The sequence below is a fragment of the Sphingosinicella microcystinivorans genome, from assembly GCF_027941835.1.
Lineage (GTDB): Bacteria > Pseudomonadota > Alphaproteobacteria > Sphingomonadales > Sphingomonadaceae > Sphingosinicella.
Genome location: NZ_CP116005.1, coordinates 1680174 through 1707099 on the forward strand (window position 1 = coordinate 1680174; position 26926 = coordinate 1707099).

Below are 26926 nucleotides of genomic sequence, written 5' to 3' on the forward strand. Positions count from 1 at the left end.
CATTGACGGCAGCGGGGCTTGGCCCTATCCGCCACAGAGCGTTCCGAAGCGCCAGGGAGGCGGTGTCGTGCGGCGTTCCGTCCGGTCCGAGTGGGGTGGGCCGGTGGTGATGCTCGGCGCCGTCGGCAGTATCTGAAAGGGCCCCATGAGCACGTTCCGCAGCACGTCCCGCGTCACCTCGTCGTTCATCGCCAGCATTGGGGCCAGCGCCTCGCTGATCGCGCTCGCCGCCGGACCGGCCGCCGCGGCGGACCTGACGGTCACGGGCACGCGCAACACGCCGATCACCACGTCGAACGCGAACAGCGGGCCGGGCAACGTCATCGTCGACGGCACCGTCGACGTCTCCGGCGGCACGGCGATCACGGTCGATTCGAGCCACAGCGTCACGGTGAACGCCTCGCGCACCGTGAAGACGACGACGGAATCGAACGGCACCGGCGTCGCCGTCGTCGCGCCCGCGGGCGGGCTTTCCGGCACGATCACCAACAACGGCGCGATCCAGGTGACGGGCACGGGCGCGAACGATGCGGTCGGCACCAACAACGTCGGGCTGCTGATCGGCGGCGCGGGCACGTTTACGGGCAATGTCGTGAGCGGCAGCGGCAGCTCGATCACGGTCGGCGGCACCGATTCCTACGGCGTCTCCGTGACCTCGCGCCTCGACGGCGACCTCGGCGTGAACGGCGTCTCGGTGACGGGCGCGCGCTCGGTCGCGGTTTCCGTGTCGGGCGAAGTCACCGGCGACGTGAAGGTCACGGGCGGCGTCGCCGCGACGGGCGCGGACGGCGCCGCGCTCGCGGTCAGCGGCACGGTCGGCGGCGGCATCGCCAACGCGGGCGCCATCGCCACCGGGCAGGCGCAGACGACGAATTCGAGCGGGGAGGCGGTTCCCGCGGTCGCCGGCAAGGCGAGCGTGCTCATCTCCGGCACGGTCGGCGGCGGCTTCGTCAACGACCGCTACTACGTGGACGAGGACGGCAACCGCGTCGCGCCCGCCGACGTCGACACCACCAAGCACACGCTGGTCGCGGGCACGGTCACGGCGCTCGGCGGCGCGCCGGCGATCCTCGTGTCCCCCGGCGCGGCCGGCACGGCGAACACCGTCGTCGGCAATGTCGGCACGGGCGCGGACGCCTACGGCATCGTCAACCGCTCGTCGATCACGGTGAGCGGCAGCACCGCGGGCCGCGAGACGGACGCCGTCAGAGTGGCGGGCGGCAACGGCTTCACCGCGAGCGTCGGCGGCGGCATCAGCAACCAGTCGAGCGCCAGCATCACCGCCTCCGCGATCGACGCGGCGGCGAGCGGCATCCGCGTCGGCGACGGCGGCATCGCGCCCGGGATCGCGAACGGCGGCCGCATCACCGTGCGCGGCAACCGCACCGCGAACAGCGACGGCACCTTCGGCGCGGGCGGCAACGCCTACGGCATCCGCGTCGATTCGGGCGCGTCGGTGGATTCGGTGACGAACAGCGGCACCATCCAGGTCTCCGCGCACGGCGACAACAAGACCGCCTACGGCATCTATTCGGCGGCGGGCGTCTCCACGATCACCAACAGCGGCACGATTCAGGCGGTCGCGGGCAGCGGCGAGAACGTCTCCGCCTACGCCATCGACACCTCGGCGAGCGCGGCGGGCGTCACGCTGAACAACTCGGGCACGATCAGCGGCGCGGTGCGGCTCGGCGCGGGCAGCGACACCGTCAACGTCACGGACGGCACCGTCACCGGCGCCATCAGCTTCGGCGGCGGCGCGAATGCGCTGAACATCAGCGGCGGCACGGTTTCCGGCGGCGTGTCGGCGAGCGGCGGCACGCTCGCGCTCGGCATGACCGGCGGCACGCTCGACCTCACGAGCCAGGACGGCCTCGCGCTCCAGAGCCTCACCGCCTCCGGCGCCTCGAAGATCATCCTCGACGTCGGCACCGACTTCACGGGGCTCGAGGTCGCGGGCGCGGCGAGCTTCACGGGCACGAGCACGATCCAGCTCAACATCACCGATCTCCTGGCGGGCGAGCGGACGATCAATGTCGTCACCGCGGGCGGCGGCATCACCACCGACCACCCCGACACGATCCTCACCGCCGACAGCGTGCCCTACATCTACGCCGTCGACGACGTGAGCGTCGGCGCGGACGCCATCAGCATCGACCTCCGCCGCAAGGGCGGCGGCGAGCTCGGCCTCACCAGCGAGTACAGCAAGATCTACGAGGCCTCGATCGGCGCGCTCGCCGACGAGCAGGCGCTCACCTCCGCCGTCAATGCGCTGCGCGACGAAGCTTCGGTGCAGGCCGCCGTGCGCCAGATGACGCCGACGACGTTCGGCAGCGCCGCCGCGCGCGTGCTGATCGCCAATCAGGACGCCGACTTCGGCGTGCTCGGCCACCGGATGCAGACCATCCGCCAGTCGTTCCACGGCGGCGGCATCGACGCGGTGGAGCGCGCCCGCTTCGGCGTGTGGCTCCAGCAGACCGGCAACTTCTTCAGCAAGAAGGACCGCGAGACCGACCCCGGTTTCGACGGCAACTCCTACGGCCTCACCGCGGGCGGCGACCTCCTCGTCGGCGAGCGCGCGGCGGTGGGCGCCGGCCTCAGCTTCATCTCGAGCGAGGTCGATCCGGACGGGCTTTCGGACAGCCCGCTCGTCGTCAAGAACCTGCAGGGCGACATCTACACGACCATCAAGTTCGGCCGCCTGTTCGTCGACGCGACCGCGGGCTACGCGATGAACGACTACCGCAGCCGCCGCGTCATCAGCTTCGGCGGGCTGGACCGCGAGGCGGAGGCGAAGTTCTCGGGCTCGCAGCTCTCGGCCAACCTCACCGTCGGCTACGAGATGCCGCTCGGCGGGCGGCTGCGCATCACGCCCAGCAACAACATCAACGTGCTGAAGGTGAAGCAGGACGGCTACTCCGAGGACGGTGCGGGCGCGCTCAACCTCGAAATCGAGAAACTGTCGTTCGACATCGTGCGCGGCACCTCGAAGCTCGCGCTCGGCTACGGCATCCCGATCGGCGACGGCGAGCTGTGGCTGGAGATGCGCGGCGCCTACATCTACCGCCTCGCCGGCGATCAGGTGATCGGCACCAGGGGCCAGTTCCTCGCCACCGGCGCGGCCTTCTACCTCGAATCGAAGTCCTCGCTCGACAGCGGCTGGCGCGCGGGCGCGAGCGCGAACTACATCGGCGGGCGCACGGCGCTCGGCGTCAACTACGACCGCGAAGGCGGCTCGGGCTATGCCAACGATGCGCTGACCATGTCCCTCGCCATGCACTTCTAGTGGGACGGGTCGTCATTTCGCCCATGCCGGGCTGCAAATGGCGGCTTTCTGCGCTTCCGGTGCTCACGGACACAAAGTCCGCTGCGCGCCGGTTCTCGAAATCCGTCATTTTCGCTCCGGCCTGGGCGAAATGACGACCCGTCCCGGCGTCGAAGGGTGTCGTTTGAGCCACCCTGAGCTTGCCGGGAGGGCTTGCGCCCGTTAGACGGCGAGCAAATTTTTTGCACCTGCGAAGGGCGGACGCACGTGGCACTCGGTTTCCAGGATATCATCCTTACGCTCCAGCGGTTCTGGGGCGAGCGGGGCTGCGTCATCCTCCAGCCCTACGACATGGAAATGGGCGCGGGCACCTTCCACCCGGCGACGACGCTGCGCGCGCTGGGGCCGCGCCCGTGGAACGCCGCCTACGTGCAGCCCTCGCGGCGGCCCACGGACGGCCGCTACGGCGAGAACCCGAACCGCCTGCAGCACTACTACCAGTTCCAGGTGATCCTGAAGCCGAGCCCGCCGGACATTCAGGACGCGTACCTCGAGTCCTTGCGCGCCATCGGCGTGGACCTCGCCAAGCACGACATCCGCTTCGTGGAGGACGACTGGGAATCGCCGACGCTCGGCGCGTGGGGCCTCGGCTGGGAGGTCTGGTGCGACGGCATGGAGGTGACGCAGTTCACCTATTTCCAGCAGGTCGGCGGCTACGACTGCAAGCCGGTGGCGGGCGAGATCACCTACGGGCTCGAGCGCCTCGCCATGTACATCCAGGGCGTCGACAACGTCTACGACCTCGATTTCAACGGGCGCGGCGTCACGTATGGCGACGTGTTCCTCGCGAACGAGCAGCAGCAGAGCGCGTACAACTTCGAGCACGCCGACACGGAGGCGCTGCTGCGGCAGTTCCGCGACGCGCAGGCCATGTGCCGGACGCTCATCGAGAAGGACCTGCCGCTGCCCGCCTACGAGCAGGCGATCAAGGCGAGCCACATCTTCAACCTGCTGAACGCGCGCGGCGTGATCTCGGTCGCCGAGCGGCAGGCCTATATCGGCCGCGTGCGCGACCTCGCGAAAGGGGCGTGCGAGAGCTGGATGAAGGTCAACGACTGGCTGGAGACGGCATGATGGCCGACTTCCTGCTCGAACTGTTCAGCGAGGAAATCCCGGCGCGGATGCAGCGGCAGGCCGCCGCCGACCTCGCGCGCCTGTTCGCCGCCGAGATCGCGGGCGCGGGGCTGAAGGCGGAGGCGACCGAGACGTTCGTGACGCCGCGCCGCGTCGCGCTGATCGCGCGCGGGCTTCCGGCCGAGACCGAAGCGGTGTCGGAAGAGCTGAAAGGCCCGCGCACCTCCGCGCCGCCGCAGGCGCTCGAAGGCTTCCTCCGCAAGACCGGCCTGACGCAGGACCAGCTCGAGGAGCGCGACGGCGTGTTCTTCGCGGTGATCGGCAAGCCGGGGCGCAGGACGGCGGACGTGCTCGCCGAGGCCGTCCCCGCCGTGGTGCGCGCCTTCCCGTGGCCGAAGTCGATGCGCTGGGGCGAGGCGAGCCTCTCCACCGAATCGCTGCGCTGGGTGCGGCCGCTGAAGGGCATCGTCGCGCTGTTCGGGGGCGAGGTGGTGCCGTTCGAGATCGCGGGCGTCACCTCCGGCCGCGCGACGCTCGGCCACCGGTTCATGTCCTCGGGCGCCATCGAGATCGCGGATGCAGACGACTACGCGCCGAAGCTGCGCGCCGCGCACGTGATCGTCTCGTCGGAGGAACGCGCCGGGATCATCGCGGACACGGCCGAGCGCCTTGCGGCGGACGCCGGGCTGGAACTGGTGGCGGACGCGGCGCTCGCCGAGGAGAACGCGGGGCTGACGGAATGGCCGGTGCCGCTGCTCGGCCGCTTCGACCCGGCGTTCCTCGACGTGCCGCCCGAGGTGATCCAGCTCACCGCCGCGAAGAACCAGAAGTATTTCGTGTGCCGCGAGCGGGGCACGGGGAAGCTCGCCCCGGCGTTCGTCTGCACCGCGAACATCGTCGCGAGCGACGGCGGCGCCTCGATCGTCGCGGGCAACCAGAAGGTGCTCGCCGCACGGCTGTCCGATGCGCGTTTCTTCTGGGAGCAGGACCGGAAGAAGACGCTCGCGGAGCACGCGGAGAAGCTTTCGGAGATCGTCTTCCACGAGAAGCTCGGCACGGTTGCGGACAAGGTGGAGCGCGTGGCGAAGCTCGCGCGCTGGCTGGTCGAAGAGGGAATCGTCGGGGGTTCAAGTCCCTCCTCCGCTACCACCGTCACCCCGGCGAAGGCCGGGGCCCATGGGACCGTGGACATGGGTCCCGGCCTTCGCCGGGATGACGAGGAAAGGAAGGCCCTCGCCGACCTCGCCGAACAGGCGGCGCGGCTCTGTAAGGCGGACCTCACCACCGGCATGGTCGGCGAATTCCCCGAGCTGCAAGGGCTGATGGGCGGCTACTATGCCCGCGCCGAGGGCCTGCCCGATGCCGTCGCCGATGCGATCCGCGACCATTACAAGCCGGTCGGGCAGGGCGACGACGTGCCGACCGCGCCGGTGACGGTGTCGGTGTCGTTGGCGGACAAGCTGGATACGTTATTTTCCTTCTTTGGCGTTGAAGAGTTTCCAACTGGGTCTCGTGATCCATTCGGGTTACGCCGCAGTGCGCTAGCCATTACTTCACTGCTAGTACGCAATAATCTTCGAATTTCTGTTGGACTCTTGAGGTCAGCGTTTGTTGATGCCGCTGCCAGCGCCTTTAAGGCACATGAAGATGTGCACGTATTTGTTGCTAGAGGACCTAAAGAATATCCATTTTCGGAAGATGATGGACAAACCGTTGAAAAAGGCGTTTGGCGTCTGTTCTCATACGGTCAAAAGAATGATCCCGATTGGCCCGATCTGTTTAAGTTTGACCCTAATTGGCTAGTTATTCTCAAAGCGAAGAAAAGCGAGACAATGTGGGATGAACACATCTCTCGCGATCTGTTTCGTTCGAGAATTGATAGTGCATCCTTCGAGCGGACCTTGGCTTTTCTTGCAGACCGCCTCAAGGTCCAGCAGCGCGAAGCCGGTGTCCGCCACGACCTGATCGACGCCGTGTTCGCGCTCGGCGGCGAGGACGATCTCGTCCGCCTGCTCGCGCGCGTGAAGGCGTTGCAAGCGTTCATCGGCACCGATGACGGCGCGAACCTGCTCGCGGGGTACAAGCGCGCGGCGAATATCCTGAAGGCCGAGGCGAAGAAGGGTTCCCTTCCCGTCACGTCGGAGGCCGGGGTCCACGGGGCCGAGGGCATGGATTCCGGCCTTCGCCGGAATGACGAAGAGGGATTGGCGAGACCGTCTTACCCGCCGGAACCTGCGGAAGGCGCACTGATCGCTGCGCTTGATGCCGCGGCCCCGAAGGCGGAGAGCGCCGTCGCAGCGGAGGACTTCGAGGGGGCGATGGCGGCGCTCGCCTCGCTGCGCGCGCCCATCGACGCCTTCTTCGAGGACGTCACCGTCAACGACGGCGATGCCGAAAAGCGGGCATTCCGGCTGGCGCTGCTGGTGCGGGTGCGCGACGCGGTGCACCGCGTTGCCGATTTCTCAAGGATTGAGGGGTAGCGGCGGGCTCTTCATCCGCCGGTGAAAACAAAGGAAGCGAGCGACATGACGCAGTGGGTTTACAGGTTCGGCGGCGGCGTTTCCGATGGCGGAAAAGGCGACAAGAACCTGCTGGGCGGCAAGGGCGCGAACCTGGACGGCATGGCCTCGATCGGCCTGCCGGTGCCGCCGGGCTTCACCATCTCCACCGCGATGTGCACGCATTATTACGAGGCGGGCGAGAGCTTCCCGGATTCGCTGCGTGAGCAGGTCGCGAAGGGCCTCGCGCATATCGAGGGCATCACCGGCAAGCGCTTCGGCGACGCGGGCGATCCGCTGCTCGTCTCGGTGCGCTCGGGCGCGCGCGTCTCGATGCCGGGCATGATGGACACGGTGCTCAACCTCGGCCTCAACGACACGACCGTGGAAGGGCTCGCCGCCTCGTCGGGCGACGCGCGCTTCGCGTGGGACAGCTACCGGCGCTTCATCCAGATGTACTCGGACGTGGTGCTCGGCATCGACCACTACATCTTCGAGGACGCGCTGGAGATCGCCAAGGAGGACAAGGGCGTCAGCCTCGACACGGACCTCGGCGCCGGGGACTGGCAGCGCCTCGTCGGCACCTACAAGGCGAAGGTGGAGGAGGCGCTGGGGCGGCCCTTCCCGCAGGACCCGATGGACCAGCTCTGGGGCGCGATCGCGGCGGTGTTCGGCTCTTGGCAGTCCGAGCGCGCCAAGGTCTACCGGCGCCTCAACGACATCCCGGCCGACTGGGGCACGGCGGTGAACGTGCAGGCGATGGTGTTCGGCAACATGGGCGACACCTCGGCGACGGGCGTGGCGTTCACGCGCGACCCCGCCATCGGCACGCGCGCCTACTATGGCGAGTACCTGATCAACGCGCAGGGCGAGGACGTCGTCGCGGGCATCCGCACGCCGCAGTACCTGACGAAAGCCGCGCGCGAGGCGGCGGGGGCGACCGCGCCCTCGATGGAAGAGGCGATGCCGGAGACCTACGCGGAGCTGGCACGCGTCTTCGATCTCCTCGAGACGCATTATCGCGACATGCAGGACATCGAGTTCACCGTCGAGCGCGGCAAGCTGTGGATGCTCCAGACGCGCAGCGGCAAGCGCACCGCGAAGGCGGCGCTGAAGATCGCCGTCGACATGGCCGAGGAGGGCCTCATCACGCAGGAGGAGGCGATCCTCCGCGTCGAGCCGGGGGCGCTCGACCAGCTCCTGCACCCGACGCTCGACCCGGCAGCGGCGCGCGACGTGGTGACGGCGGGCCTTCCCGCGAGCCCCGGCGCGGCCTCCGGCATCATCGCCTTCGACGCCGACAAGGCGGAACGGCTCGCCGCGCTCGGCGAGGACGTGATCCTCGTGCGCGTCGAGACGAGCCCCGAGGACATCCACGGGATGCACGCGGCGCGCGGGATCCTGACGGCGCGCGGCGGCATGACCAGCCACGCGGCGGTCGTCGCGCGCGGCATGGGGCGGCCCTGCGTCTCCGGCGCGGGCGCACTCACCATCGACATGGACGCGCGCGTGATGCGCATCGGCGGCCGCAGCTTCGCGGAAGGCGACACGCTCACCATCGACGGCGGCACCGGCGAGGTGATGGCGGGCCGCGTGCCCACCATCCAGCCGCAGCTCGCGGGCGATTTCGGCACGCTGATGGGCTGGGCCGACAAGGGCCGCCGCATGAAGGTGCGCGCCAACGCCGAGACCCCGGCCGACTGCACCGTGGCGCGCGAGTTCGGCGCGGAGGGCATCGGGCTCTGCCGCACCGAGCACATGTTCTTCGACCCCGCGCGCATCACGGCGGTGCGCCAGATGATCCTGTCGGAAAACGAGAAGGGCCGCCGCGCCGCGCTCGACAAGCTGCTCCCCGAGCAGCGCAGCGACTTCGCGGAGATCTTCCGCATCATGTCGGGCCTGCCGGTGACGATCCGCCTGCTCGACCCGCCGCTGCACGAGTTCCTGCCGCACCGCGAGGAGGACTACCAGGAGGTGGCGCAGGCCTCCGGCGTCTCCATCGACGTGCTGAAGCGCCGCGTTTCGGAGCTGCACGAGTTCAACCCGATGCTCGGCCATCGCGGCTGCCGCCTCGGCATCACCTACCCCGAGATCTACGAGATGCAGGCGCGCGCCATCATCGAGGCGGCGCTCGCCGTCGCCGACGAGACGGGCAAGGCCGTGGTGCCGGAGATCATGATCCCGCTCGTCATGACGACGCGCGAGTTCGAGCTGATGAAGGCGGTGGTCGACAAGGCCGCCGAGGCGGTGTTCGCCGCGAGCGCCAAGCGGCTCGACTATCTCGTCGGCACGATGATCGAGCTGCCGCGCGCGGCGCTGATGGCGGGCGAGATCGCGGGCGCCGCCGAGTTCTTCTCGTTCGGCACCAACGACCTCACGCAGACGACGCTCGGCATCAGCCGCGACGACGCGGGCCGGTTCCTCTCGGCCTACGTCGACAAGGGTGTGCTGCCGAAGGACCCGTTCGTCAGCATCGACGTCGACGGCGTCGGCCAGCTCGTGAGCCTCGCCGCCGAGCGCGGCCGGGCGGCGCGGCCGGGCCTCAAGCTCGGCATCTGCGGCGAGCACGGCGGCGACCCGGCCTCGATCGCGTTCTGCGAGAAGACCGGGCTCGACTACGTGAGCTGCTCGCCCTACCGCGTGCCGATCGCGCGGCTCGCGGCGGCGCAGGCGGCGCTCCGGGCCAGCAAATAAGCGAGTTGCCGCCGCCCTTCCGCGTGTCATGCTCGCGGGCATGAAGCGGTGGGGCATCCGGCTGCTGGCGGTCGCCGCCGGGATCGCGCTCGGGCTCGGCGGCGCATGGCTCGCCGTGCGCGGCGGGCTCGGCGCGGGGTCCGCGAAATCGGGGCCGTGGGTGACGTCCGCCGTTACCGGCTCCGCCGACGCCGATCTCCGGACGCGCGCCACCGTGGCCGTCGCCGGGCTGCTCGCGCTCTCGGCGAAGGAAGCGATCTACTTCAACGCCGGGGAGGACAGCGCCGGGGCGCCGCTCGACGGCCGGTGCCGCTACCGCGTGACGGGCCGCGACCCGAAGGCACGCTGGTGGAGCATCACGCTCTACGGCGCCGACCATTTCCTCGTCGCCAATCCGGAACGGCGCTTCAGCTTCCACATGCGGAACGTGCCGCGCGCGGGGCACGAGACGTTCGCCTTCGATGTCGCGCCGACGGGCGAGGGCGAGGCGTGGCTGCCGACCGGCGGACAGACGCGCTTCGCGCTGACGCTGCGCGCCTACAATCCCGATCCCGCCATCATCGGCCGCCCGGACCGCGCGCACCTGCCGCGGATCGAGAAGGTCTCGTGCGCATGAGGTGGCTCGGCCCCTTCGTGCTGGCCGCGCTCGTCGCGCTCGCGACGTTCTTCGCGGCGCTGTGGGCGACGCCGCATGTCGTCATGGCGAAGGCGATGCAGAAGCTGGGCGCGGGCGGCGTCAACACGATGCGGCATCAAGGGCTTCCGAACGCGGAGAATCGCTGGATCGTCCGCCCCAGCCCCGATCTGGCCTACAGCATCTGCGTGTTCGATCTCGCGAAGGGGCCGGTCGCCATCGACGCCTTCGTGCCGCCGCAGCGCTACTGGTCGCTCTCCGTCTTCGATGCGAACACCGACAACATCTTCTCGGTGAACGACCGCGCCGTGAAGGGCGGGCGCCATGCGCTGACGCTGTCGAAGAACGGGGCGGACGGGTCGCTCGCCGTGCCGGGCGGCAAGGGCATCGCGCTGATCCGCATCCTCGTCACCGATGCGGAGGACCTCGCCGCGATCGGCGCGCTCCGCCGCCGCAGCACCTGCGCGCCGGTGTGAGGGCTTCCCTGTCGCTTGCAAGCGGCAGGTTTCGGCGAGAATGCAGACATGCCCCCTGCGCCGGTATGACGAGAGTGTGGGCGGGTGTTATCGACCTTGCGTGGTCGTCGTCGGCACAATCGTGCCCGCAAGACAGGGGCTTTCAGGACAGGAACAGTGTTGCCCCGGCTTCCTTCCCGATCGCGCGCCGGTAGCCGTCCCGCGCCTGCATCCGCGCGCAGTAGGCCGCGACGTTTTCCGGGAACGCGCCGAGCTTCAGCATTTCGGCGAGCCGCAGCGCGTAGGCGAAGGCGATGTCGGCGATCGTGAAGCGTCCGGCGGCGACATACTCGCGGTCGCCGAGCAGCTTCGCGGCGCCCTTGAGGCGCGAGAAGAACCAGCGCGTGTAGTCCTCCACCGCCTGCGGCAGCCGCCGCTCCTCCGGCTCGAACACGCCGTAGCGCAGGACGAGCGTCTGCGGGAAGGTGAGCGTGGCGTCGGACTGGTAGAGCCAGTTGAGATAGCGGCCGTAGTCGGCCTCCTCCGGCTGCACGGCGAGCGGCGTCGGGCCGTGGCGCGCGGCGAGATAGTGGCAGATGCCGCTGGATTCGGTCATCAGCGTGTCGCCGTCGGTGAACGTCGGCGTGGTGCCGAAGGGGTTGAGGTCGAGGTAATCGGGCTCGGTGACGCGCGGCGGGAACGCCATCAGGCGGAGGTCGTAGGACAGCCCCATTTCCTCAAGGCACCAGAGCGGCCGGAACGAGCGCGTGCCCGCGCAGTGCCACAGTTTCATGCGGTCAGCATTTCCTGAGGGTGATCGGAGCGCCGCCGTCGCGCGACACGGTCATCGTGTCCGGGGCCGGATAGGCGAGCGCCCATTCCTCGCGCGACCACTTGCCGCCGGACTGGCAGACCATGCGGCGCTTCTCGTCGCCGCTCGCGGCGTCGGGGGGAAGGAGGTCGCAGCGCATCCCGGCCTTGGTGAGCAGCTCGTCGTGCCAGAAGCGCCACCAGCCCTCGGTGCACTGGTCGGCGCTCTTCGCCCAGCGGCCCGCGTAGCGCGGCGGGGGCGGCAACGGGACGGCGGGTTCGGCCGGCGCCTGCGGCGTCTCCGCTGTTGTCGCGGCCTTCTCCGCGGGCGCGGATTCGGGCGCGCTGCCGCACGCCGCGAGGGCGGTGAGAAAGAGGACCGCGGCGGTGCGCATCAGTCGCTGCCGAGCTTGCCGAAACGGGCCTCGTATTCGGTGAGGCGGCCGCTCGCGAGCAGCTTCGCCTGCTCGATGAGATGGTCCTTCTCGATGCGGCCGCGGAAGTTGTCGAGCTTGGCATCGACGAGCTTCACCTCCTCGGGGCTCCAGTCGGCGATCTGCGCGAAATAGAAAATACCGACCTCGCGGAGCCGCGCGGCAAGGCGCGGGCCGACGCCTTTCAGCAGCGACAGGTCGTCGGTCGGGCCGATCGGCGCCTCGAGGAAGGTCGGCAGCTTGCGGCCCGGTTTCCAGCCGATTCCGGGGGTCGGGGCGGTGCTCGGCGGGCTGTCGGCGGCGGTCGGCGTACCGGCGCTTTCCGTCTTGCGGGCGGCCTTTTCGCGGCGCAGCCGGTCGACCTCGTCGGCAAGCGGCTTCACCTGGTCGCGCGCGGAGGCAAGCTCCTTTTCCAGCCGCGCGATCTCCGCGCCGGCGCTCGCCAGCCGCGCTGTGGCCTGATCGTGCTCGGCCTGCAAGAGCTCCAGCTTCGCCGTGCCGCGGAACAGCGCCCAGCCGAGCGCGAGCCCGACGACAAGGCCGGGCAGGCCGAATGTCAGCAGCGCGGAGATGTCGATGGGCATGGTCCTGTCCTTGCTTGGCCTGACTCTCCCGAACTGATAGCGCGGTCGCCGCCGAATCCAAGGAGACAATCTCGATGGGACCGCTTTCCGGCCTCAAGGTGCTCGATCTCTCCCGCGTGCTCGCGGGGCCGTGGGCGACGCAGATCCTCGCCGATCTCGGCGCCGAGGTGGTGAAGGTGGAGCGGCCCGGCGCGGGCGACGACACGCGAAGCTGGGGGCCGCCGTTCATCACGGGCGCGGACGGCACGCAGGGCGACGCCGCCTATTACCTCTCGGCGAACCGCAACAAGCAGAGCCTCGCCATCGACATCGCCGATCCGCGCGGCGCGGCGCTGGTGCGGCGGCTGGCGGAGAGCGCGGACGTGGTCGTCGAGAACTTCAAGGCGGGCGGGCTTGCCCGCTACGGGCTCGACTACGCGGGGCTTTGCGCGGTGAAGCCCGACATCGTCTATTGCTCGGTCACCGGCTTCGGGCAGGACGGGCCGAACGCCGAGCGGCCCGGCTACGATTTCGTCATCCAGGCGATGGCGGGGTTGATGAGCATCACCGGCCCCGCGGGCGGCCAGCCGACCAAGGCGGGCGTCGCCATCGCCGACATCACCACGGGCCTCTACGCCGCCATCGCCATCCTCGCCGCGCTCCGCCACCGCGACGCGACCGGCGAGGGGCAGCACATCGACATGGCGCTGTTCGACACGACGCTCGGCTGGATGGCGAACCAGGCGATGAACTATCTCGTCTCGGGCAAGGCGCCGCGCCCGATGGGGAACGCGCACCCCAACATCGTGCCCTATCAGGACTTCCCCACGGCGACGCGCCGCATCGCCGTCGCGGTCGGCAACAACGGGCAGTTCCGGGCCTTCGCGAAGGCGCTCGGGCATCCCGAATGGAGCGACGACCCGCGCTATGCCGCGGGCTCGGCGCGCGTGGCGAACCGCGAGGTGCTGGTCGCCGAGATCGAGGCGGTGCTCGTGCGGGAGCCCGCCGAGCGCTGGCTGGCCGCGCTCGACGCGGCGGGCGTTCCCGCCGGGCCGGTCAACGATCTCGCGCAGGCGTTCGCGGAGGAGCAGACCAAGGCGCGGGGCCTCGTGATCGAGCAGCCGCACCCGCTCGCGGGCACCGTGCGGACGATGGCGCAGCCGATGCGCTTTTCGAAGACGCCGCCCGATTATGCGAAGGCGCCGCCGGAGCGCGGCGCGGACAGCGCGGCCGTGCTGCGCGCGGCCGGTCTTTCCGATGCCGAGATCGCGGCGCTGGCGGCGGCGGGCGTCGTCGAGACGAACGCCCGCGCCTGAGGCCGGTCAGCTCGTGAAGTTGTCGGCGATCGCGCAGGCCGCCGGCCCGAGGATCACGACGAACAGCACCGGTAGGATGAACAGGATCAGCGGCACGGTCATGATCGCCGGAAGCCGCGCGGCCTTTTCCTCGGCGCGCATCATGCGCTCGTTGCGGAATTCGGCGGACAGCACGCGCAGGGACGAGGCGAGCGGCGTGCCGTACTTCTCGGTCTGGATCATGGTCGTCACGACGCCGCGCAGCGCCTCGAGATCGACGCGGTTCGCGAGGTTCTCGAACGCCTGCCTGCGGTCGGTGAGGAAGCCGAGCTCGATCGCGGTCAGCGCGAACTCGTCGGCGAGCTCGGGGTAGCCGTTGCCGAGCTCCTTGGCGACGCGGTTGAACGCGGCGTCGACGGTGAGGCCGGCCTCGGCGCAGATCACGAGCAGGTCGAGCGCGTCGGGAAGACCCTTGCGGATCGCGTCCGAGCGCTTGGTGATCAGGTTCTTCACATAGATGTCGGGCGCCTTGTAGCCCAGCAGCAGCGCGCCGCCGACGATCATCGCCTTCGTCGAGGACGCATAGTCCGGGAACATGCCGAGACCGTAGATGTAGAAGGCGGCAAGGGCGCCGAGCGCGAACGGCGCGATCAGGCGGCCGAACAGGAACAGCACGACCGCGTCCTTGGAGCGGATGCCGGCCTGCACCAGCTTCACCTCGGCGAGCTTGGTCTGCTCGTCCTGCATGACCGACATCTTCTTGAGGATGCCGCGCATGAAATCCGTGGCCTCGGCCCTGGCGGCGAGGCTGGAGCGGCGGCGCGGCGCGACGATGCCGGCCTTGAGCTGCTCGCGGCGGTCCTGAAGCGCCTTGACGCGGCCGCGCATCGGATCGCGGACGGTCGCCACCGACCAGACCGCGACCATCATGGCGAAGACACCGAGCGCTGCGAGCAGCGTGGCGAGATCGGTCCCGGTCATGCCGAGAAGGAGGGTTTTCTCTTCCATCAGATTTCGAAGCTCACCATCTTGGCCATGATAAAGGCGCCGATTGACATCCAGACGAGGCCGCCGATGCCCGCCACCATCAGGCGCGGATCGGTGAAGAACGGCTGGAGGTAGGAGGGGTTCATCATGTACACCAGCGTGAACACGATGAACGGCAGCGCGCCGACGATGTAGGCGGACGCCTTCGATTCGGACGACATCGCCCGGATCTTCAGCTTCATCTGCGCGCGCTTCCTCAGCACGTCGGCGAGGTTGTTCAGCGTCTCGGCGAGGTTGCCGCCCGTCTCGCGCTGGATCGACAGCGTGATGACGAAGAACTGGAACTCGGGCGTCGCGAGGCGGTTCGCGGTTTCCTGAAGCGCCTGCTCCATCGTGCGGCCGATGCGGATCTTGTCGGAGACCTGCCGGAACTCGTAGCCGACCGGGTCCATGATCTCCTTGCCGACGACGCCGATGGATTCGGAGATCGGCAGACCCGACCGGAGGCCGCGCACGAGAAGGTCGATCGCGTCCGGGAAGCGGTCGTTGAAATTCTTCACGCGCTTCTTGATGAAGAAGCTCACCACCATGTGCGGGAGGAACAGGCCGAAGAACAGGCCGGCCAGCGCGGCGAGCCCCATCGGCGCGCCGGAACTCGAAATGGCGATGAAGACGAGCGCCAGGATGCCGAGGCTCGCGACCGCGTACTGGCCGAGCGACCAGGACTTGCCGGTGCGCTCCAGCCGCTGGCGAAGCAGCGCCCGGTTCGGGATGAAGCCCTGGAACATGTTGTCGAGCCTGCTCTCGCGCGAGGCGAGGATGCGGCGCATCTGCACCTGCGCGAGCACCTCGCGCGAGGAGGAATGCCGCTCGCGCAGCTGCTCAAGCCGCTTCGCGCCGCGCTTCGCGTTGCCGTCGCCGCTCATCAGAATGATCAGCGCCAGCACCAGGAAGACGCCGCCGAAGATCACGGCGATCATCAGGTCACGGCTCATCCCATACACTCCATCAATGCGCGGCCGAGGCCGAAGTATTCCGCGCGTTCGTAGCAATTCGGGCGAAGGCCCGTGCTGATGTATTCGCCGCGCAGTTTCCCGCTCTCGTCCTCGCCGTTGTAGCGGTAGAGGAACAGGTCCTGCATGGTGATGACGTCGCCTTCCATGCCGACCACCTCCGAGATGTGGGTGATGCGGCGGCCGCCGTCGCGCATACGGCTGATCTGCACGACGAGGTTGAGCGCGTCGGAAATCTGCTGGCGGATGGCGCTGGGGCTGAGATTGAGCCCGGCCATGTTGATCATGTTCTCAAGACGCGTCAGCGCCTCGCGCGGGCGGTTCGCGTGCAGCGTGCCGAGCGAGCCGTCGTGGCCCGTGTTCATGGCGGCGAGCAGGTCGAACGCCTCGGGGCCGCGAACCTCGCCGAGGATGATGCGGTCCGGGCGCATACGCAGCGCGTTCTTCACGAGGTCGCGCATCGTGACCTGGCCGTTGCCCTCGAGGTTCGCCGGGCGCGTTTCGAGGCGCACGACGTGCGGCTGCTGGAGCTGGAGCTCGGCGGCGTCCTCGATGGTGACGATGCGCTCGCCGGGGTCGATGTTGCGCGAGATCGCGTTCAGCATCGTCGTCTTGCCGGAACCCGTACCGCCCGAGATCAGGATGTTGAGGCGGCAGCGGCCGGCGATGTTCAGGAACTTGCACATGGCCGGCGACATCGAGCCGCCTTCCATCATGCGGTCGAGCGTCAGCTTGATCTTGGAGAACTTGCGGATCGAGATCGAGGTGCCGTCGATGGCGAGCGGCGGGATGACGACGTTGACGCGGCTGCCGTCGAGAAGGCGCGCGTCGCAGATCGGCGAGGTCTCGTCGACGCGGCGGCCGACGGCGCTGACGATGCGCTGCGCGATGTTGAGCAGGTGCGCGTCGTCGCGGAACCTGACGTCGGTCTGCGCGAGCTTGCCCTTGCGCTCGGCGTAGACGACGTTCGGTCCGTTCACCATGATCTCGCTGACGTCGTCGTCGTTGAGAAGCGGCTCGAGCGGCCCGAGGCCGAGCATGTCGTTGAGCAGCAGCGTCACGAGATCGCGCTGCTCGCGCTGGTTGAGGCCGATCTTCTCCTGGACGAGGATCTCGGAGATCACGTCCGAAATCTGCTCGGCGAGCTCGCCGCGCGAAAGATCGGCGATGACGCTCGCGTCGATCCGCTCCATCAGGATCGGGTGGACGCGCTCCTTGGCGGCGAGCACGCTCTGGGTGCTCGAACTCGCCACGCGGGCGGTACGCTCGGCGGCCTCCACGCTGGCGGCCGGCTTCAGGCCGCCGACGAGATTGATGAGCTCGTTGAGGAGGACGGTGACGGTGTCGCGCACCTGCCCGTCGTCGATCGCCATGCCCTGGATGTCGGCGAGGCGCTTGACGGTGTCTTCCATCTGCGCGGCGAGTTCGCCGCGGCGGCGCGTGCGCGTCTTCGTCGCCGGGAACAGCTCGGGAAGCTGCGGCGAAAGGATCGCGTGCAGCTCCCACACGCAGTTCTCGGTGCTGCGGCCGCGCGGCGTCTCGACGGGTTTCGAAAGCCCGAAGTCCCCGGAATCGGCGACGAGCGGCCGCCTGCCGGTGCCGGCGGCGGGGCTCTGCCCGAAGCTGTCGCCGACCACCTGCAGTCCTGCGCCGCTTCGTTTTCCGAATCCCCTGGGCTGCATACCTTACCCCGTTTTACGCACGCGCCCCGGCCGGTTCGCCCGGCCGGGAGGCGTTACTTCTTGCCCGAAGCCTTGGCGGTGCCCTTCTGGGGCAGCAGGCTGCGAACCTTGCTCATCAGCGTCTTCGCCTCGACCTCGGCGGCGATTTCACCCGCGAGCTGGACGGCCAGCGCCGTGAAGGCGCCGCCGACCTTGCCGGTCGCGACCGCGGCCAGCGCACGGCCCTGCTTCGCGGCGCCCACGGCCTGCTTGACGTCGAGCGGGATGACGATGTCGAGCTTGCGCTCGATCGACGCCTCGAAATCCTTGCGCGCCACTTCGGGCGGCGGATTCGTGCCGACGCGGTTCGCGACCATCGTCACCTTGGCGTGCGGCGCGTTCGCCTTCAGGAAGCCGAGCAGGCGGATCGCGTCGCGCGTCGAGGCCAGCGTCTGCTCCGTCACCACGACGACGTGGTTGACGTCGCTGAGCAGATGCGGGTGCTGCACCGCCACCGTGCGCGGCAGATCGACGATCACCGTCTCGAAGGCGTTGCGCATCTCTTCCTGGAGCTGGAACAGCGCGCTGCCGTCGGCGATCAGCGGCTGGCTGATCGGCGCCTCGGCTGAGAGCACGGCGAGCTTTTCGCCCACGCGCACCATCGCGCGCTCGATGAAGAGGCCGTCGATGCGGCTCGGGTTCTCGAGCGCGTCGGTGAGGCCGCGGCCCGGTTCGAGATCGAACGCGAGCGCGCCCGTGCCGAACTGCACGTCGAGATCGAGAAGCGCCGTCGAACGGCCCTGGCTGTCCGACGAGAGCCATGCGAGCGAGCTTGCGACCGTGGACGCGCCGACGCCGCCGCGCGTGCCGATCACCGCGATCGTCGTGCGCGGACGGTCGCTGGTGTCCGTCTCCACGTGCTTCGGCCCTTGCAGCGTGACCTGCGCGTGCATGAGCGCCTCGCGCAGCGCGTCGCCGGAAAGCGGCTTCAGCAGATAGTCCTGAAGGCCGCTCGCGACGAGATCGCGGTAGAGCTTCACGTCGTTGATCGTACCCACGGCGATCACGATCGTGCCCGGCTCGCAGACCTCGGCGAGCGCGTTGATGTCGTTCAGCGGATCGCCCGATTCGGACAGGTCGACGAGTAGCACCATCGGGCTCGACGAGACCGAGAGCGTCTGCACGGCGTTGCGAAGGCCACCCTTGTTGACCTTCTCGATCGCCCAGCCGAGCTCGGCCGCGACCACCTTGATGGCGTCAGCCGTCTCGTCGTCGCAGACGAAGGCGTTGAAGGCGTCGCGTGCGCCGACGCCGGTTTTCGGATTCCAAGGCGCGTTCATTTTCTGTCGTCCCCTCGTTTAATTGCTGCTGCCGCCACCGCCGCTGCCACTGCCGCCGGCGGTGCCGACCGTGCTGCGGACGGTCTGCGTGGCGGTGCCCGACTTGCTGCGATAGGTCTCGATCGCCTTCACCGTCGTCAGCGCGTCGGTGCCGGTGTGGGCCTTGCCCGACACGAGGTCGTTCGCATCGACGACCATCGCCGCGAGGTTGCTCTCGCTGGCGCAGCCGTAGTTGCTCAGCGTCGAGGCCTCGAACTCGACGTTCGAGGGGCGCGTCCAGTCGGGGCAGCCCGGCACGCTCGCCGTCGCACGCATCACGATGACGCGGGCGCCGGCGCTGCCGGCTCCGGCCGTGACGGGCACCTGATCGTTCAGCAGAAGCCCGTAGTGGGCGAGCACCGAGGCAATGGCCGCGCGCCGCGCCCCGGAACCTCTGCCGCTGTCGTCGACGCTGACACGGTCGCCGTAGCGGACGCCGATGCCTTCGAACCATTCCGAAAGCGACTTGCGCTGATCGGCGGAAAGCCCGTCCGCGCCCGCATATCCGAGATCATGGACGAGGATCGTCTGCGTCACGACCGGGGCCTTGGCCGAAGCCATGCCGGGGTTGGGCGTGCCGCCGCCGCAGGCGCCGAGCGCGAGCGAGGCGGCGAGAAGGGTGGCCGATGCAAGGCGGCGCATGGATATGGTCTTCATGGTCATTGTGCCCTTCCCATCCATCAGTCGTTCGAGAAGCCGGGCGTCGCCGTGCCGGCGACGACGGGCGCTCCGGCCGTCTTCGCCTCGGCGACCGGCGCCTTGGCGTCCTTGAACGTCTTGCCGAGCAGCCAGCGCTCCGCGTCGTTCGGGATCGCGAGACCGTCCGTCGGCAGCGCGAGGCGCGTGTTCGATGGCTTCACGAGGTACGGCGTCACGATGATCACCAGTTCCGATTCGTCGCGCGCGTAGCGATCCGACTTGAACAGCGCGCCGATGATCGGGAGATTGCCGAGCAGCGGAGTCTTGTCCTGCGTGGTGCCGACACGGTTCCTGAGCAGGCCCGCGATCATGAAGCTCTGACCGGAGCCGAGCTCGATCGAGGTTTCGGCCCGGCGCGTCGTCAGCGCCGGGATCGAGATGTTGTCGAGACGGATCGCACCGGCTTCCGAAAGCTCGGACACCTCGGGGCGAACGCGCAGGCTGATGCGGCTGCCGTCGAGCACGGTCGGCGTGAAGGCGATGCCGACGCCGTACTGCTTGAACTCGACATGGATGCCGCCGTCGCCGTCGCTGACCGCGATCGGGAATTCACCGCCCGCGAGGAAGCTCGCGGTTTCGCCCGAAAGCGCGGTGAGGTTCGGCTCGGCGAGAAGCGAGACGAGACCGTCCTGCTCCAGCGCGTCGATCATGCCGAGCACGTCCATGCCGAGGAAGCGCGCATCGCCGAAGATGCTGGTCGCGTCGGGGCGTGCAGTCAGCGTGCTGCCGCCTGCACCTTCGATCACGAAGTCGCGGCCGCGGCCGAGGAAGAAATTGATTCCGCCCCCGGCGTTCCGGCCCACGGCCTGGAGGTTGAGGCCCAGTTCCTTCACGAGGCTGCGGCTCACCTCGGCGAACTTCACGCGCAGGTTCACCTGCGCCGGCGTCGCGGTCTGCAGCTTGTTGACGATGGCCTGGGTGTCGCCGACGAAGGTCTTGACGAGGCGGGTGGCCTCCTCGACCTCTTCGGGGTTGGCGACCGTGCCGGTGAGCAGCGTCATGCCGTTCATCGAGTTGACCGTGATCGCGGCGCCCGGCATCGCAAGGCCCAGCATCGTGCGGATCTGGTCGATGTTCTGCGCGACGCGGACGTTCGCGGAATAGACGATGCGCCCGGCGCTGTCCGTCGCGTAGATCGTCGTCTCGCCGGCGCCGACGCCGTAGACATAGAGCAGGCGGTCGGAACGGACCTGCACGTCGGCGATCTTCTGGTTGGCGACGAACACGTCCGTCATCGAGCGTTCAAGCCGGATCAGCGTGCCCTTGTTGACGCCGACGTTGAGCGAGGACGCCGCCGACGTGATCGTCGTGTCCTGCGCCTGCGTCGCCGGCGTGGCCATCGCGGCCAGCGACAGTGCGGCGGCGCAGCCGCACAATATTGCCTTGAGCTTCATGTTATTCTGCCCCCACGGAAACGTCGGTGGTCTTGTTGCCGCGGAACACGCGGACGCTCGGACCCGCCGGCTTGCCGTTCTTGACGGCGACCGGACGCGGATCGAGGTTGGATGCGAAGCGCGAGACCTCGCCGCCGGTGGTGAACGACGGATTGCGGTCGTTCGGCTGTACCTGGAGCGCGATCTGCAGACGCTTTTCCTGCGTCGGATTCAGATCGTCGCTGACCTCTACCTCGCCGGTCGCGATCATCTGCTCCAGTTCCTGCGTGTTCTCCGCAAGCGGACGCAGGCTAAGCGAGATCTGGCCGAGCGTCTGCGCGACGGCGATCTTCTCGACGAACTTCGGCGGCACTTCGAACGTCACGGTGCGGCCGGTGCGCGGACCTTCGCCCTCGCCGCCCAGCTCGTTGGTGCGCTGGTCGATGGCGAGCACGCGCACGTTGCGCAGGATCGTCTCGGAGACGCGAAGCGCCTCGGCGGGCGTGCCCTCGGCGGTGTCGCCCTGGTAGCTGATGCCGTGCGTCAGCACCATGTCGACACGGTCGCCTGGGAAGACGAAGCCGGCGACGCCGCTCTCGGCGTTGATCGAGACGGTGACGGCGCGCATCCCGGGCGTCAGCGCCGCGGCAAGGAAGCCGCGCTCGCCCGGCCCGACGATGGACCCCTTGGTGAGTGGCTGCCCGGCCGGAACCGAAACGCGCACCACCTTGCCGGTCAGGCTTTCGAGACTGGTCTCGCCTTCAAGGAAGTAGACGTTCTCGACGAGATCCTTCGGCCACGGCTGGAGCTTGAACATCTCCTGCGTGAGGATGGTGCCGAGCGGCAGCGGCTTCGTCGCGACGAGGACCTTCGGTCCCTTGGGCTCGACCTCGCCGGCCTGCACCTGCTGCGCGCCGCTGTCGCTGACAAGCGCGCGCACGAAGAAGGCCGAGATACCCGCAATGACGAGCGCGCCGACCAGCAATATGAGCTTCTTTACGTCCATGACCCCTGTAGCCTCCAGGCGAAAACCCCTGCGTGCACTATCCCGCCAATTGCTTAACAATCGGTTCGCCAAGCGCGACAAAGGTCGCGAGGCAGATAGCGCAGCCGTATGGAACCTCCGGCTGTCCCGCTTTTCCGCGCCGCCGGTGCCACACGAGATAGGCGAGCGTGAGCACGCCGCCGATGATCGACATGATGACCAGCATACGCAGATACGGGATGGCCGGCAGCCAGAGCGCGAGCGCGGTGAGGAGCTTGACGTCCCCCCCGCCCATCGCCCCGAGCGCGAAGATTCCGGCGAAAACGGCGAACACGCCGACGGCCAGCAAGAGCTGCCAGCCGGCAAGCGGCCACAGCGCCTCGCCCGATCCCAGCCAGAAGGGAACGGCGAGCAGCGCGACGGCGGCATTGACGGTGTTCGGAATGATGCGCCGGGTCACGTCGCTGTAGATGACATAGGCGAGCAGCGCGAAAAGCGCTGCGACGCTGACGATCTGAAGAGCCCCGGCCATGTCGCCCGGTCCTAGACGTCATCACTGAAAAAAACGTAACCATGCGCCCGTGACGCCAGACCTGCCTCCCGATGACGCGCTGATCCGCCGCCGGTCGCTGCCGCCGGATGCGCGGCGGGCGGACTGGGTTGCCGCCGATGGCTGGCGCATCCGTACCCTGAGCTGGGCGCCGGTGCCGGGGCGGCCGTCGATCCTGTTCCTGAACGGGCGCGCGGATTTCATCGAGAAATATTCCGAAAGCTACTGGCACTGGCGGCGCCAAGGCTACGGCCTCTTCACCTTCGACTGGCGGGGCCAAGGCGCCTCCGGGCGCTTCCCGGCCGGGACGGGCGGATATTTCGATGCGTGGCTCGCCGACCTCGCCGGGCTTGCCGAGCGGGCCGCGGCGCTCGGCGGACCGCTGGTCCTTGCCGGGCACAGCATGGGCGGGCACCTCGCGCTCCGGCATCTCGCCGCGGGCGCCGCGCCGCGCTATCGCCGCGCCGTGCTGTTCGCGCCGATGGCCGGCATCGCCGCGCACGGGGTTCCGCCGCGCGTGCTGTCGTGGCTCGCACGCGCGCGGGTGAAAGCCGGTGCGGGCGATGCCTACCCGCCGATGCAGGGCCCCTATGGAGAGCGCACGCGCAGCGTGCACCGCCAGCGCATCCTGACCGGCGATCCGGAGCGGTTCGCCGACGAGGGCTGGTGGATCGACGAGGACCCCGGGCTTGCCTTCGGCGGGGCGAGCTGGCGCTGGATCATGGAGGCGTCGGCGTCGTGCGATGCGCTTGCCGCGCGCGGCGTGCCCGAAGCGATCGGGCTGCCGGTCGACGTGTTCATCGGCGACAACGAGCGCCTCGTCGACGCGGTGGCGGCGCGGCGGCTCGTTCAGCGGTTGCCGGACGGACGCCTGCACGTCATTGCAGGCGCCGCGCACGAGCTGCTGCGCGAACGGAGCGCGGTGCAGGCCGAGGTGCTCGCGGCGGTGGACGGGTTGATGGGAGCGTTATGACGGGTCGGTACGACGTTGTCGTCGTGGGGGCGGGGATCGGCGGCGCGAGCCTCGCGTGGTTCCTGAGCGAGCGGGCCTCCGTGCTGCTGATCGAGGCGGAAGCGCATCCGGGCCTGCACAGCACCGGCCGGTCGGCGGCGTTCTTCGCGGAAAGCTACGGCGGGCCGGGCGTGCAGCCGCTGACGACGGCGTCGAAGGCATTCCTGCACCGGCCCCCGGCGGGCTTCGCCGACGGGCCGCTGGTGACGCCGCGCGGCGCGCTCCATGTCGCCGGGCCGGGCGCGCAGGGCGCGCTCGATGATGTGGAAAGGGCGTTCCTTGCGTCGGGCGTCGCCGCCGAACGCCTCGACGCCGAAGGGGCGGCGGCGCGGGCGCCGCTGCTCGACCCCGCATGGCGGCAGCGCGCGCTCTGGGAGCCGGACTGCACCGACATCGAGGTGGCGCGCCTGCACCAGGCGTTCCTCGCCGGCGCGCGGCGGCGCGGCGCGGTGCTCGCCACCGACGCGCCCGCCCGCGGCCTCGAACGCAGCGGCGGGCGCTGGCGGATCGAAACCGCCGCGGGGCACTTCGAGGCCGACGTCGTCGTGAACGCGGCGGGCGCGTGGGCGGACGAGGTCGCCGCGCTGGCGGGCACGCGGCCGCTCGGCGTGCAGCCGCTTCGGCGCACGATGGTCGTCGCCGATCTGGGCGCGCCCGTGGACCCCGGGTTGCCGGTGGTGTTCGACGTGGCGGGCAGTTTCTATTTCAAGCCCGACGCGGGCATGATCTGGGTGAGCCCCCACGACGAAACCCCGGCACCGCCAAGCGACGTGCAGCCCGAGGAACTCGACATCGCCGTCGCCGTCGACCGCTTCGAGCGCGCGACGACGGCGACGGTACGGCGCGTCGTGCGCGCGTGGGCGGGGCTGCGCAGCTTCGCGCCGGACCGGCTGCCGGTCTACGGCTTCGCGCCCGATGCGCCGGGCTTCTTCTGGTGCGCCGGGCAGGGCGGCTTCGGCGTGCAGACCGCGCCGGCGGCGGGTGCGATGGCGGCGTCGCTGATCACGGGCGCGGCATGGAACGCGCCCGGCGTCGATCCGGAGCGCTACGCGCCCGCGCGGTTCAGCGGCGTCTAGCGTTCAGGCTTCGCCCGCAACGGCGGCGAGCTCGGCGATGGCGAGGTTCGCGAGCTGGTCGGCGCGCTCGTTCTCGGGATGCCCGCTGTGGCCCTTCACCCACTGCCAGTCGACGCGGTGGGGCGCGGCGGCGGCGATCAGCGCCTGCCACAGGTCGGCGTTCTTCACCGGTTTCCTGTCGGCTGTGCGCCAGCCGTTGCGCTGCCAGCCGTGCACCCATTTGCTGATGCCGTCGCGGACATAGACGGAATCGGTGGTGAGCCTTACGGCGCAGGGCCGCTTCAGCGCTTTCAGGGCCTCGATCGCGGCGGTCAGTTCCATGCGGTTGTTGGTCGTCAGGGACTCGGCGCCCATGAGCTCCAGTTCCCTGCCCTTCGCGCGCAGGATGGCGCCCCAGCCGCCGGGCCCGGGATTGCCCTTGCAGGCGCCGTCGGTGAACACCTCGACGTCGGGCGCGGCGCTCATTCGGCCTCGCGGTAGTGGATGAGCCGCCGCGCGAACGCCATCGGGTCCTTGCGGGTGACGAGCGCATCGGCGGGGGTGTTGAGCCAGTCCCACGCGCGCGTCAGCAGGAAGCGCAGCGCCGATGCGCGGCGCAGCACCGGCATCGCGGCCGCCTCCGCATCCGTGACCGGGTGGGCCGCGCGATAGCCCGCTTCCAGCGCCGCCGCGCGCTCCGGGTAGAAGATCGCGCCGTCGTTGCTGAAGCACCATGCACCGTGCATCACGGCGAGGTCGTAGGCGCGCGCGTCGGTGCAGGCGAAATAGAAATCAATGATGCCGGTGACGGTGTCGCCGAGCGCGAGCACGTTGTCGGGGAACAGGTCGGCGTGGATCGTCGCCTGCGGCAGATGCGCCGGCCAGTGCGCCGTCTGGAAGGCCATCTCGGTCTCGATGAGCGCGGCGAGGCCGGGGTCGATCTCGCCCGCGCGCGGCAGGCACCGCGCGGCAAGCTCCAGCCGGCCCTGATGGCCGAGCGCGTTGGGGCGCGTGCCCGCGAAATCCGCGGTCGCGGCGTGCAGGCGGCCGAGCGCTTCCCCGGCGGCGCGGCACAGCGCGGGCGTGGGCTCCGTCACCGAAATGCCGGTCAGGAACTCGATCACGCACGCCGGGCGGCCCGCGAGATCCTGCAAGGACTCGCCCGCGCGGTCCTCGATCGGCCGCGGCACGGGAAGCCCCCTGTCCGCCGCATGGCGCATCAGCGCGAGGAAATAGGGGAGGTCGGCGGCGGCGACGCGCTTCTCGTAGAGCGTCAGGATGTAGCGCCCGCGCGTGGTGTCGATCAGGTAATTCGAGTTCTCGACGCCCTCGGCGATGCCCTTGGCGGCGACGAGATCGCCGATGTCGTAGCGCGCGACGAACGCGGACAGGACCTCCGCAGGCACATGCGTATAGACGGCCACGCGCTACTCCGTGAGCACGCGCGGGAGCTTGAAGGCGACGTCCTCGACCGCGGTCGAGACCTGCTCGACGCTGAGCCGGCGCCGCTCGCCGAGCGCTTCGACGAGTTCCTGCACCAGCACCTCGGGCGCAGACGCGCCCGCGGTGATGCCCACCGTGTCCGCGCCCGCGAGCCAGGCCCAGTCCAGATCGGCGGCGCGCTGGACGAGGTAGGCGCGCGCGCCGCAGCGCTCCGCGACCTCGCGCAGGCGCAGCGAGTTCGAGGAATTGGGCGCGCCGATCACGAACACGACATCGCACGCGTCCGCGATCACCTTCACGGCGTCCTGCCGGTTGGAGGTCGCGTAGCAGATGTCCTCGCCGCGCGGCGACTGGATGGCCGGGAAACGGCGGCCCAGCGTCTCGACGATCGCGCGGGTGTCGTCCACGGAGAGCGTCGTCTGCGTGAGGAAGGCGAGGCGCGACGGGTCGTCGACCGCGACGGTTTCCGCGTCCTCGATCGTTTCCACGAGCGTCATCGCGCCCTCGGGCACCTGCCCGAACGTGCCGATCACCTCGGGATGCCCGGCGTGGCCGACGAAGATGATGTGCCGCCCCTGCGCGATCAGCCGCTCGGCCTGCCGGTGCACCTTGGAGACGAGCGGGCAGGTGGCGTCGACATACACCATCCTGCGGGCCTCGGCCGCCCTCGGCACGCTTTTCGGCACGCCGTGCGCCGAGAAGATCACCGGCACGTCCTCCGGCACCTCGTCCAGCTCCTCGACGAACACCGCGCCCTTGGCGCGCAGGTTCTCGACGACGAAGCGGTTGTGGACGATCTCATGGCGCACATAGACGGGCGCGCCCCACTTTTCGAGCGCGAGCTCGACGATGCGGATCGCGCGGTCCACGCCCGCGCAGAAGCCGCGCGGGGCGGCGACCAGCACCCGCAGCGGGCGCTTCAGTTCCGGATCAATGTCGGCCATGACGGCGCCCCCTCTACGCGATTGCTTGCCGCTTCAAAAGCCGCTT

Annotated in this window: 23 protein-coding genes; 9 read left to right on the plus strand and 14 right to left on the minus strand. The window is 69.4% G+C overall.

What is annotated here, in order from left to right:
- Nucleotides 1–145 precede the first annotated feature (145 nt).
- The 6 genes from PE061_RS08255 to PE061_RS08280 all read left to right on the plus strand — a co-directional run bounded on the left by PE061_RS08255 (nt 146) and on the right by PE061_RS08280 (nt 10698).
- Nucleotides 146–3283 carry an autotransporter outer membrane beta-barrel domain-containing protein gene (locus tag PE061_RS08255; protein WP_271258612.1) on the plus strand — a complete coding sequence of 1046 codons (3138 nt, stop codon included), beginning with the start codon at nt 146–148 and terminating at the stop codon, nt 3281–3283.
- 246 nt (nt 3284–3529) lie between these two features.
- On the plus strand, nt 3530–4396 hold the full coding sequence (locus PE061_RS08260) for a glycine--tRNA ligase subunit alpha (RefSeq protein WP_271258613.1): 867 nt from the start codon (nt 3530–3532) through the stop codon (nt 4394–4396).
- Entirely contained in the window at nt 4396–6876 is a 2481-nt protein-coding gene (gene glyS / locus PE061_RS08265; RefSeq protein WP_271259158.1) for a glycine--tRNA ligase subunit beta, read from the plus strand. The genes PE061_RS08260 and glyS overlap by 1 nt, the downstream gene beginning before the upstream one ends.
- Nucleotides 6877–6921: 45 nt before the next feature.
- The gene (gene ppdK, locus PE061_RS08270) at nt 6922–9588 is read left to right on the plus strand and encodes a pyruvate, phosphate dikinase (protein ID WP_271258614.1); all 2667 of its coding nucleotides are present in this window, start codon (nt 6922–6924) and stop codon (nt 9586–9588) included.
- A 40-nt stretch (nt 9589–9628) separates the two neighbouring features.
- On the plus strand, nt 9629–10204 hold the full coding sequence (locus PE061_RS08275) for a DUF1214 domain-containing protein (RefSeq protein WP_271258615.1): 576 nt from the start codon (nt 9629–9631) through the stop codon (nt 10202–10204).
- Nucleotides 10201–10698, plus strand: a complete 498-nt coding sequence (locus PE061_RS08280) for a DUF1254 domain-containing protein (RefSeq protein WP_271258616.1) — start codon at nt 10201–10203, stop codon at nt 10696–10698. The genes PE061_RS08275 and PE061_RS08280 overlap by 4 nt, the downstream gene beginning before the upstream one ends.
- A 142-nt stretch (nt 10699–10840) precedes the next feature.
- Here the strand turns inward: PE061_RS08280 and PE061_RS08285 are convergent, their stop codons facing one another.
- The 3 genes from PE061_RS08285 to PE061_RS08295 are packed head-to-tail and all read right to left on the minus strand — an operon-like array spanning nt 10841 to nt 12505.
- Nucleotides 10841–11470, minus strand: coding sequence for a glutathione S-transferase family protein (locus tag PE061_RS08285; RefSeq protein WP_271258617.1), 630 nt, complete (start codon nt 11468–11470; stop codon nt 10841–10843).
- Nucleotides 11471–11474: 4 nt separating this feature from the next.
- The gene (locus PE061_RS08290) at nt 11475–11882 is read right to left on the minus strand and encodes a hypothetical protein (RefSeq protein WP_271258618.1); all 408 of its coding nucleotides are present in this window, start codon (nt 11880–11882) and stop codon (nt 11475–11477) included.
- Nucleotides 11882–12505, minus strand: coding sequence for a hypothetical protein (locus tag PE061_RS08295; RefSeq protein ID WP_271258619.1), 624 nt, complete (start codon nt 12503–12505; stop codon nt 11882–11884). Before PE061_RS08295 ends, PE061_RS08290 begins: the two co-directional genes overlap by 1 nt.
- A gap of 74 nt (nt 12506–12579) precedes the next feature.
- On the opposite strand from PE061_RS08295, the gene PE061_RS08300 reads away from it, so the two are divergent.
- Nucleotides 12580–13800, plus strand: a complete 1221-nt coding sequence (locus PE061_RS08300; protein ID WP_271258620.1) for a CaiB/BaiF CoA transferase family protein — start codon at nt 12580–12582, stop codon at nt 13798–13800.
- Nucleotides 13801–13806: 6 nt separating this feature from the next.
- Here the strand turns inward: PE061_RS08300 and PE061_RS08305 are convergent, their stop codons facing one another.
- Genes PE061_RS08305 through PE061_RS08340 form a run of 8 tightly spaced genes read right to left on the minus strand, consistent with a single transcriptional unit; the run spans nt 13807 to nt 22408 of the window.
- Entirely contained in the window at nt 13807–14787 is a 981-nt protein-coding gene (locus tag PE061_RS08305) for a type II secretion system F family protein (protein WP_271258621.1), read from the minus strand.
- Nucleotides 14787–15761: a type II secretion system F family protein gene (locus PE061_RS08310; protein WP_271258622.1), complete on the minus strand. Its 975-nt coding sequence runs from the start codon at nt 15759–15761 to the stop codon at nt 14787–14789. The genes PE061_RS08305 and PE061_RS08310 overlap by 1 nt, the downstream gene beginning before the upstream one ends.
- The gene (locus PE061_RS08315; RefSeq protein WP_271258623.1) at nt 15758–17461 is read right to left on the minus strand and encodes a CpaF family protein; all 1704 of its coding nucleotides are present in this window, start codon (nt 17459–17461) and stop codon (nt 15758–15760) included. Before PE061_RS08315 ends, PE061_RS08310 begins: the two co-directional genes overlap by 4 nt.
- A gap of 53 nt (nt 17462–17514) precedes the next feature.
- Nucleotides 17515–18780, minus strand: a complete 1266-nt coding sequence (locus tag PE061_RS08320; protein ID WP_271258624.1) for a pilus assembly protein CpaE — start codon at nt 18778–18780, stop codon at nt 17515–17517.
- Nucleotides 18781–18798: 18 nt separating this feature from the next.
- Nucleotides 18799–19482 (minus strand): CpaD family pilus assembly protein, encoded by a 684-nt coding sequence (locus tag PE061_RS08325; protein ID WP_271258625.1) that lies wholly within the window; start codon nt 19480–19482, stop codon nt 18799–18801.
- 17 nt (nt 19483–19499) lie between these two features.
- On the minus strand, nt 19500–20912 hold the full coding sequence (locus tag PE061_RS08330) for a type II and III secretion system protein family protein (RefSeq protein ID WP_271258626.1): 1413 nt from the start codon (nt 20910–20912) through the stop codon (nt 19500–19502).
- Nucleotide 20913: 1 nt separating this feature from the next.
- Nucleotides 20914–21897, minus strand: coding sequence for a Flp pilus assembly protein CpaB (gene cpaB, locus PE061_RS08335; RefSeq protein WP_271258627.1), 984 nt, complete (start codon nt 21895–21897; stop codon nt 20914–20916).
- A 37-nt stretch (nt 21898–21934) separates the two neighbouring features.
- Nucleotides 21935–22408, minus strand: coding sequence for an A24 family peptidase (locus tag PE061_RS08340; protein ID WP_271258628.1), 474 nt, complete (start codon nt 22406–22408; stop codon nt 21935–21937).
- Nucleotides 22409–22457: 49 nt separating this feature from the next.
- On the opposite strand from PE061_RS08340, the gene PE061_RS08345 reads away from it, so the two are divergent.
- Together PE061_RS08345 and PE061_RS08350 are read left to right on the plus strand one after the other, a co-directional pair.
- Complete coding sequence (locus PE061_RS08345) at nt 22458–23399, plus strand: alpha/beta fold hydrolase (RefSeq protein ID WP_271258629.1); 942 nt, start codon at nt 22458–22460, stop codon at nt 23397–23399.
- A complete protein-coding gene (locus tag PE061_RS08350) occupies nt 23396–24514 on the plus strand; it encodes an NAD(P)/FAD-dependent oxidoreductase (protein WP_271258630.1) in 1119 nt (372 codons plus the stop codon). Before PE061_RS08345 ends, PE061_RS08350 begins: the two co-directional genes overlap by 4 nt.
- Before the next feature lie 3 nt (nt 24515–24517).
- Here the strand turns inward: PE061_RS08350 and rnhA are convergent, their stop codons facing one another.
- Genes rnhA through ispH form a run of 3 tightly spaced genes read right to left on the minus strand, consistent with a single transcriptional unit; the run spans nt 24518 to nt 26880 of the window.
- A complete protein-coding gene (gene rnhA, locus PE061_RS08355) occupies nt 24518–24979 on the minus strand; it encodes a ribonuclease HI (RefSeq protein ID WP_271258631.1) in 462 nt (153 codons plus the stop codon).
- Nucleotides 24976–25917 carry a homoserine kinase gene (gene thrB, locus PE061_RS08360; RefSeq protein WP_271258632.1) on the minus strand — a complete coding sequence of 314 codons (942 nt, stop codon included), beginning with the start codon at nt 25915–25917 and terminating at the stop codon, nt 24976–24978. Before thrB ends, rnhA begins: the two co-directional genes overlap by 4 nt.
- Before the next feature lie 3 nt (nt 25918–25920).
- Entirely contained in the window at nt 25921–26880 is a 960-nt protein-coding gene (gene ispH / locus PE061_RS08365) for a 4-hydroxy-3-methylbut-2-enyl diphosphate reductase (RefSeq protein ID WP_271258633.1), read from the minus strand.
- Nucleotides 26881–26926: the final 46 nt, after the last annotated feature.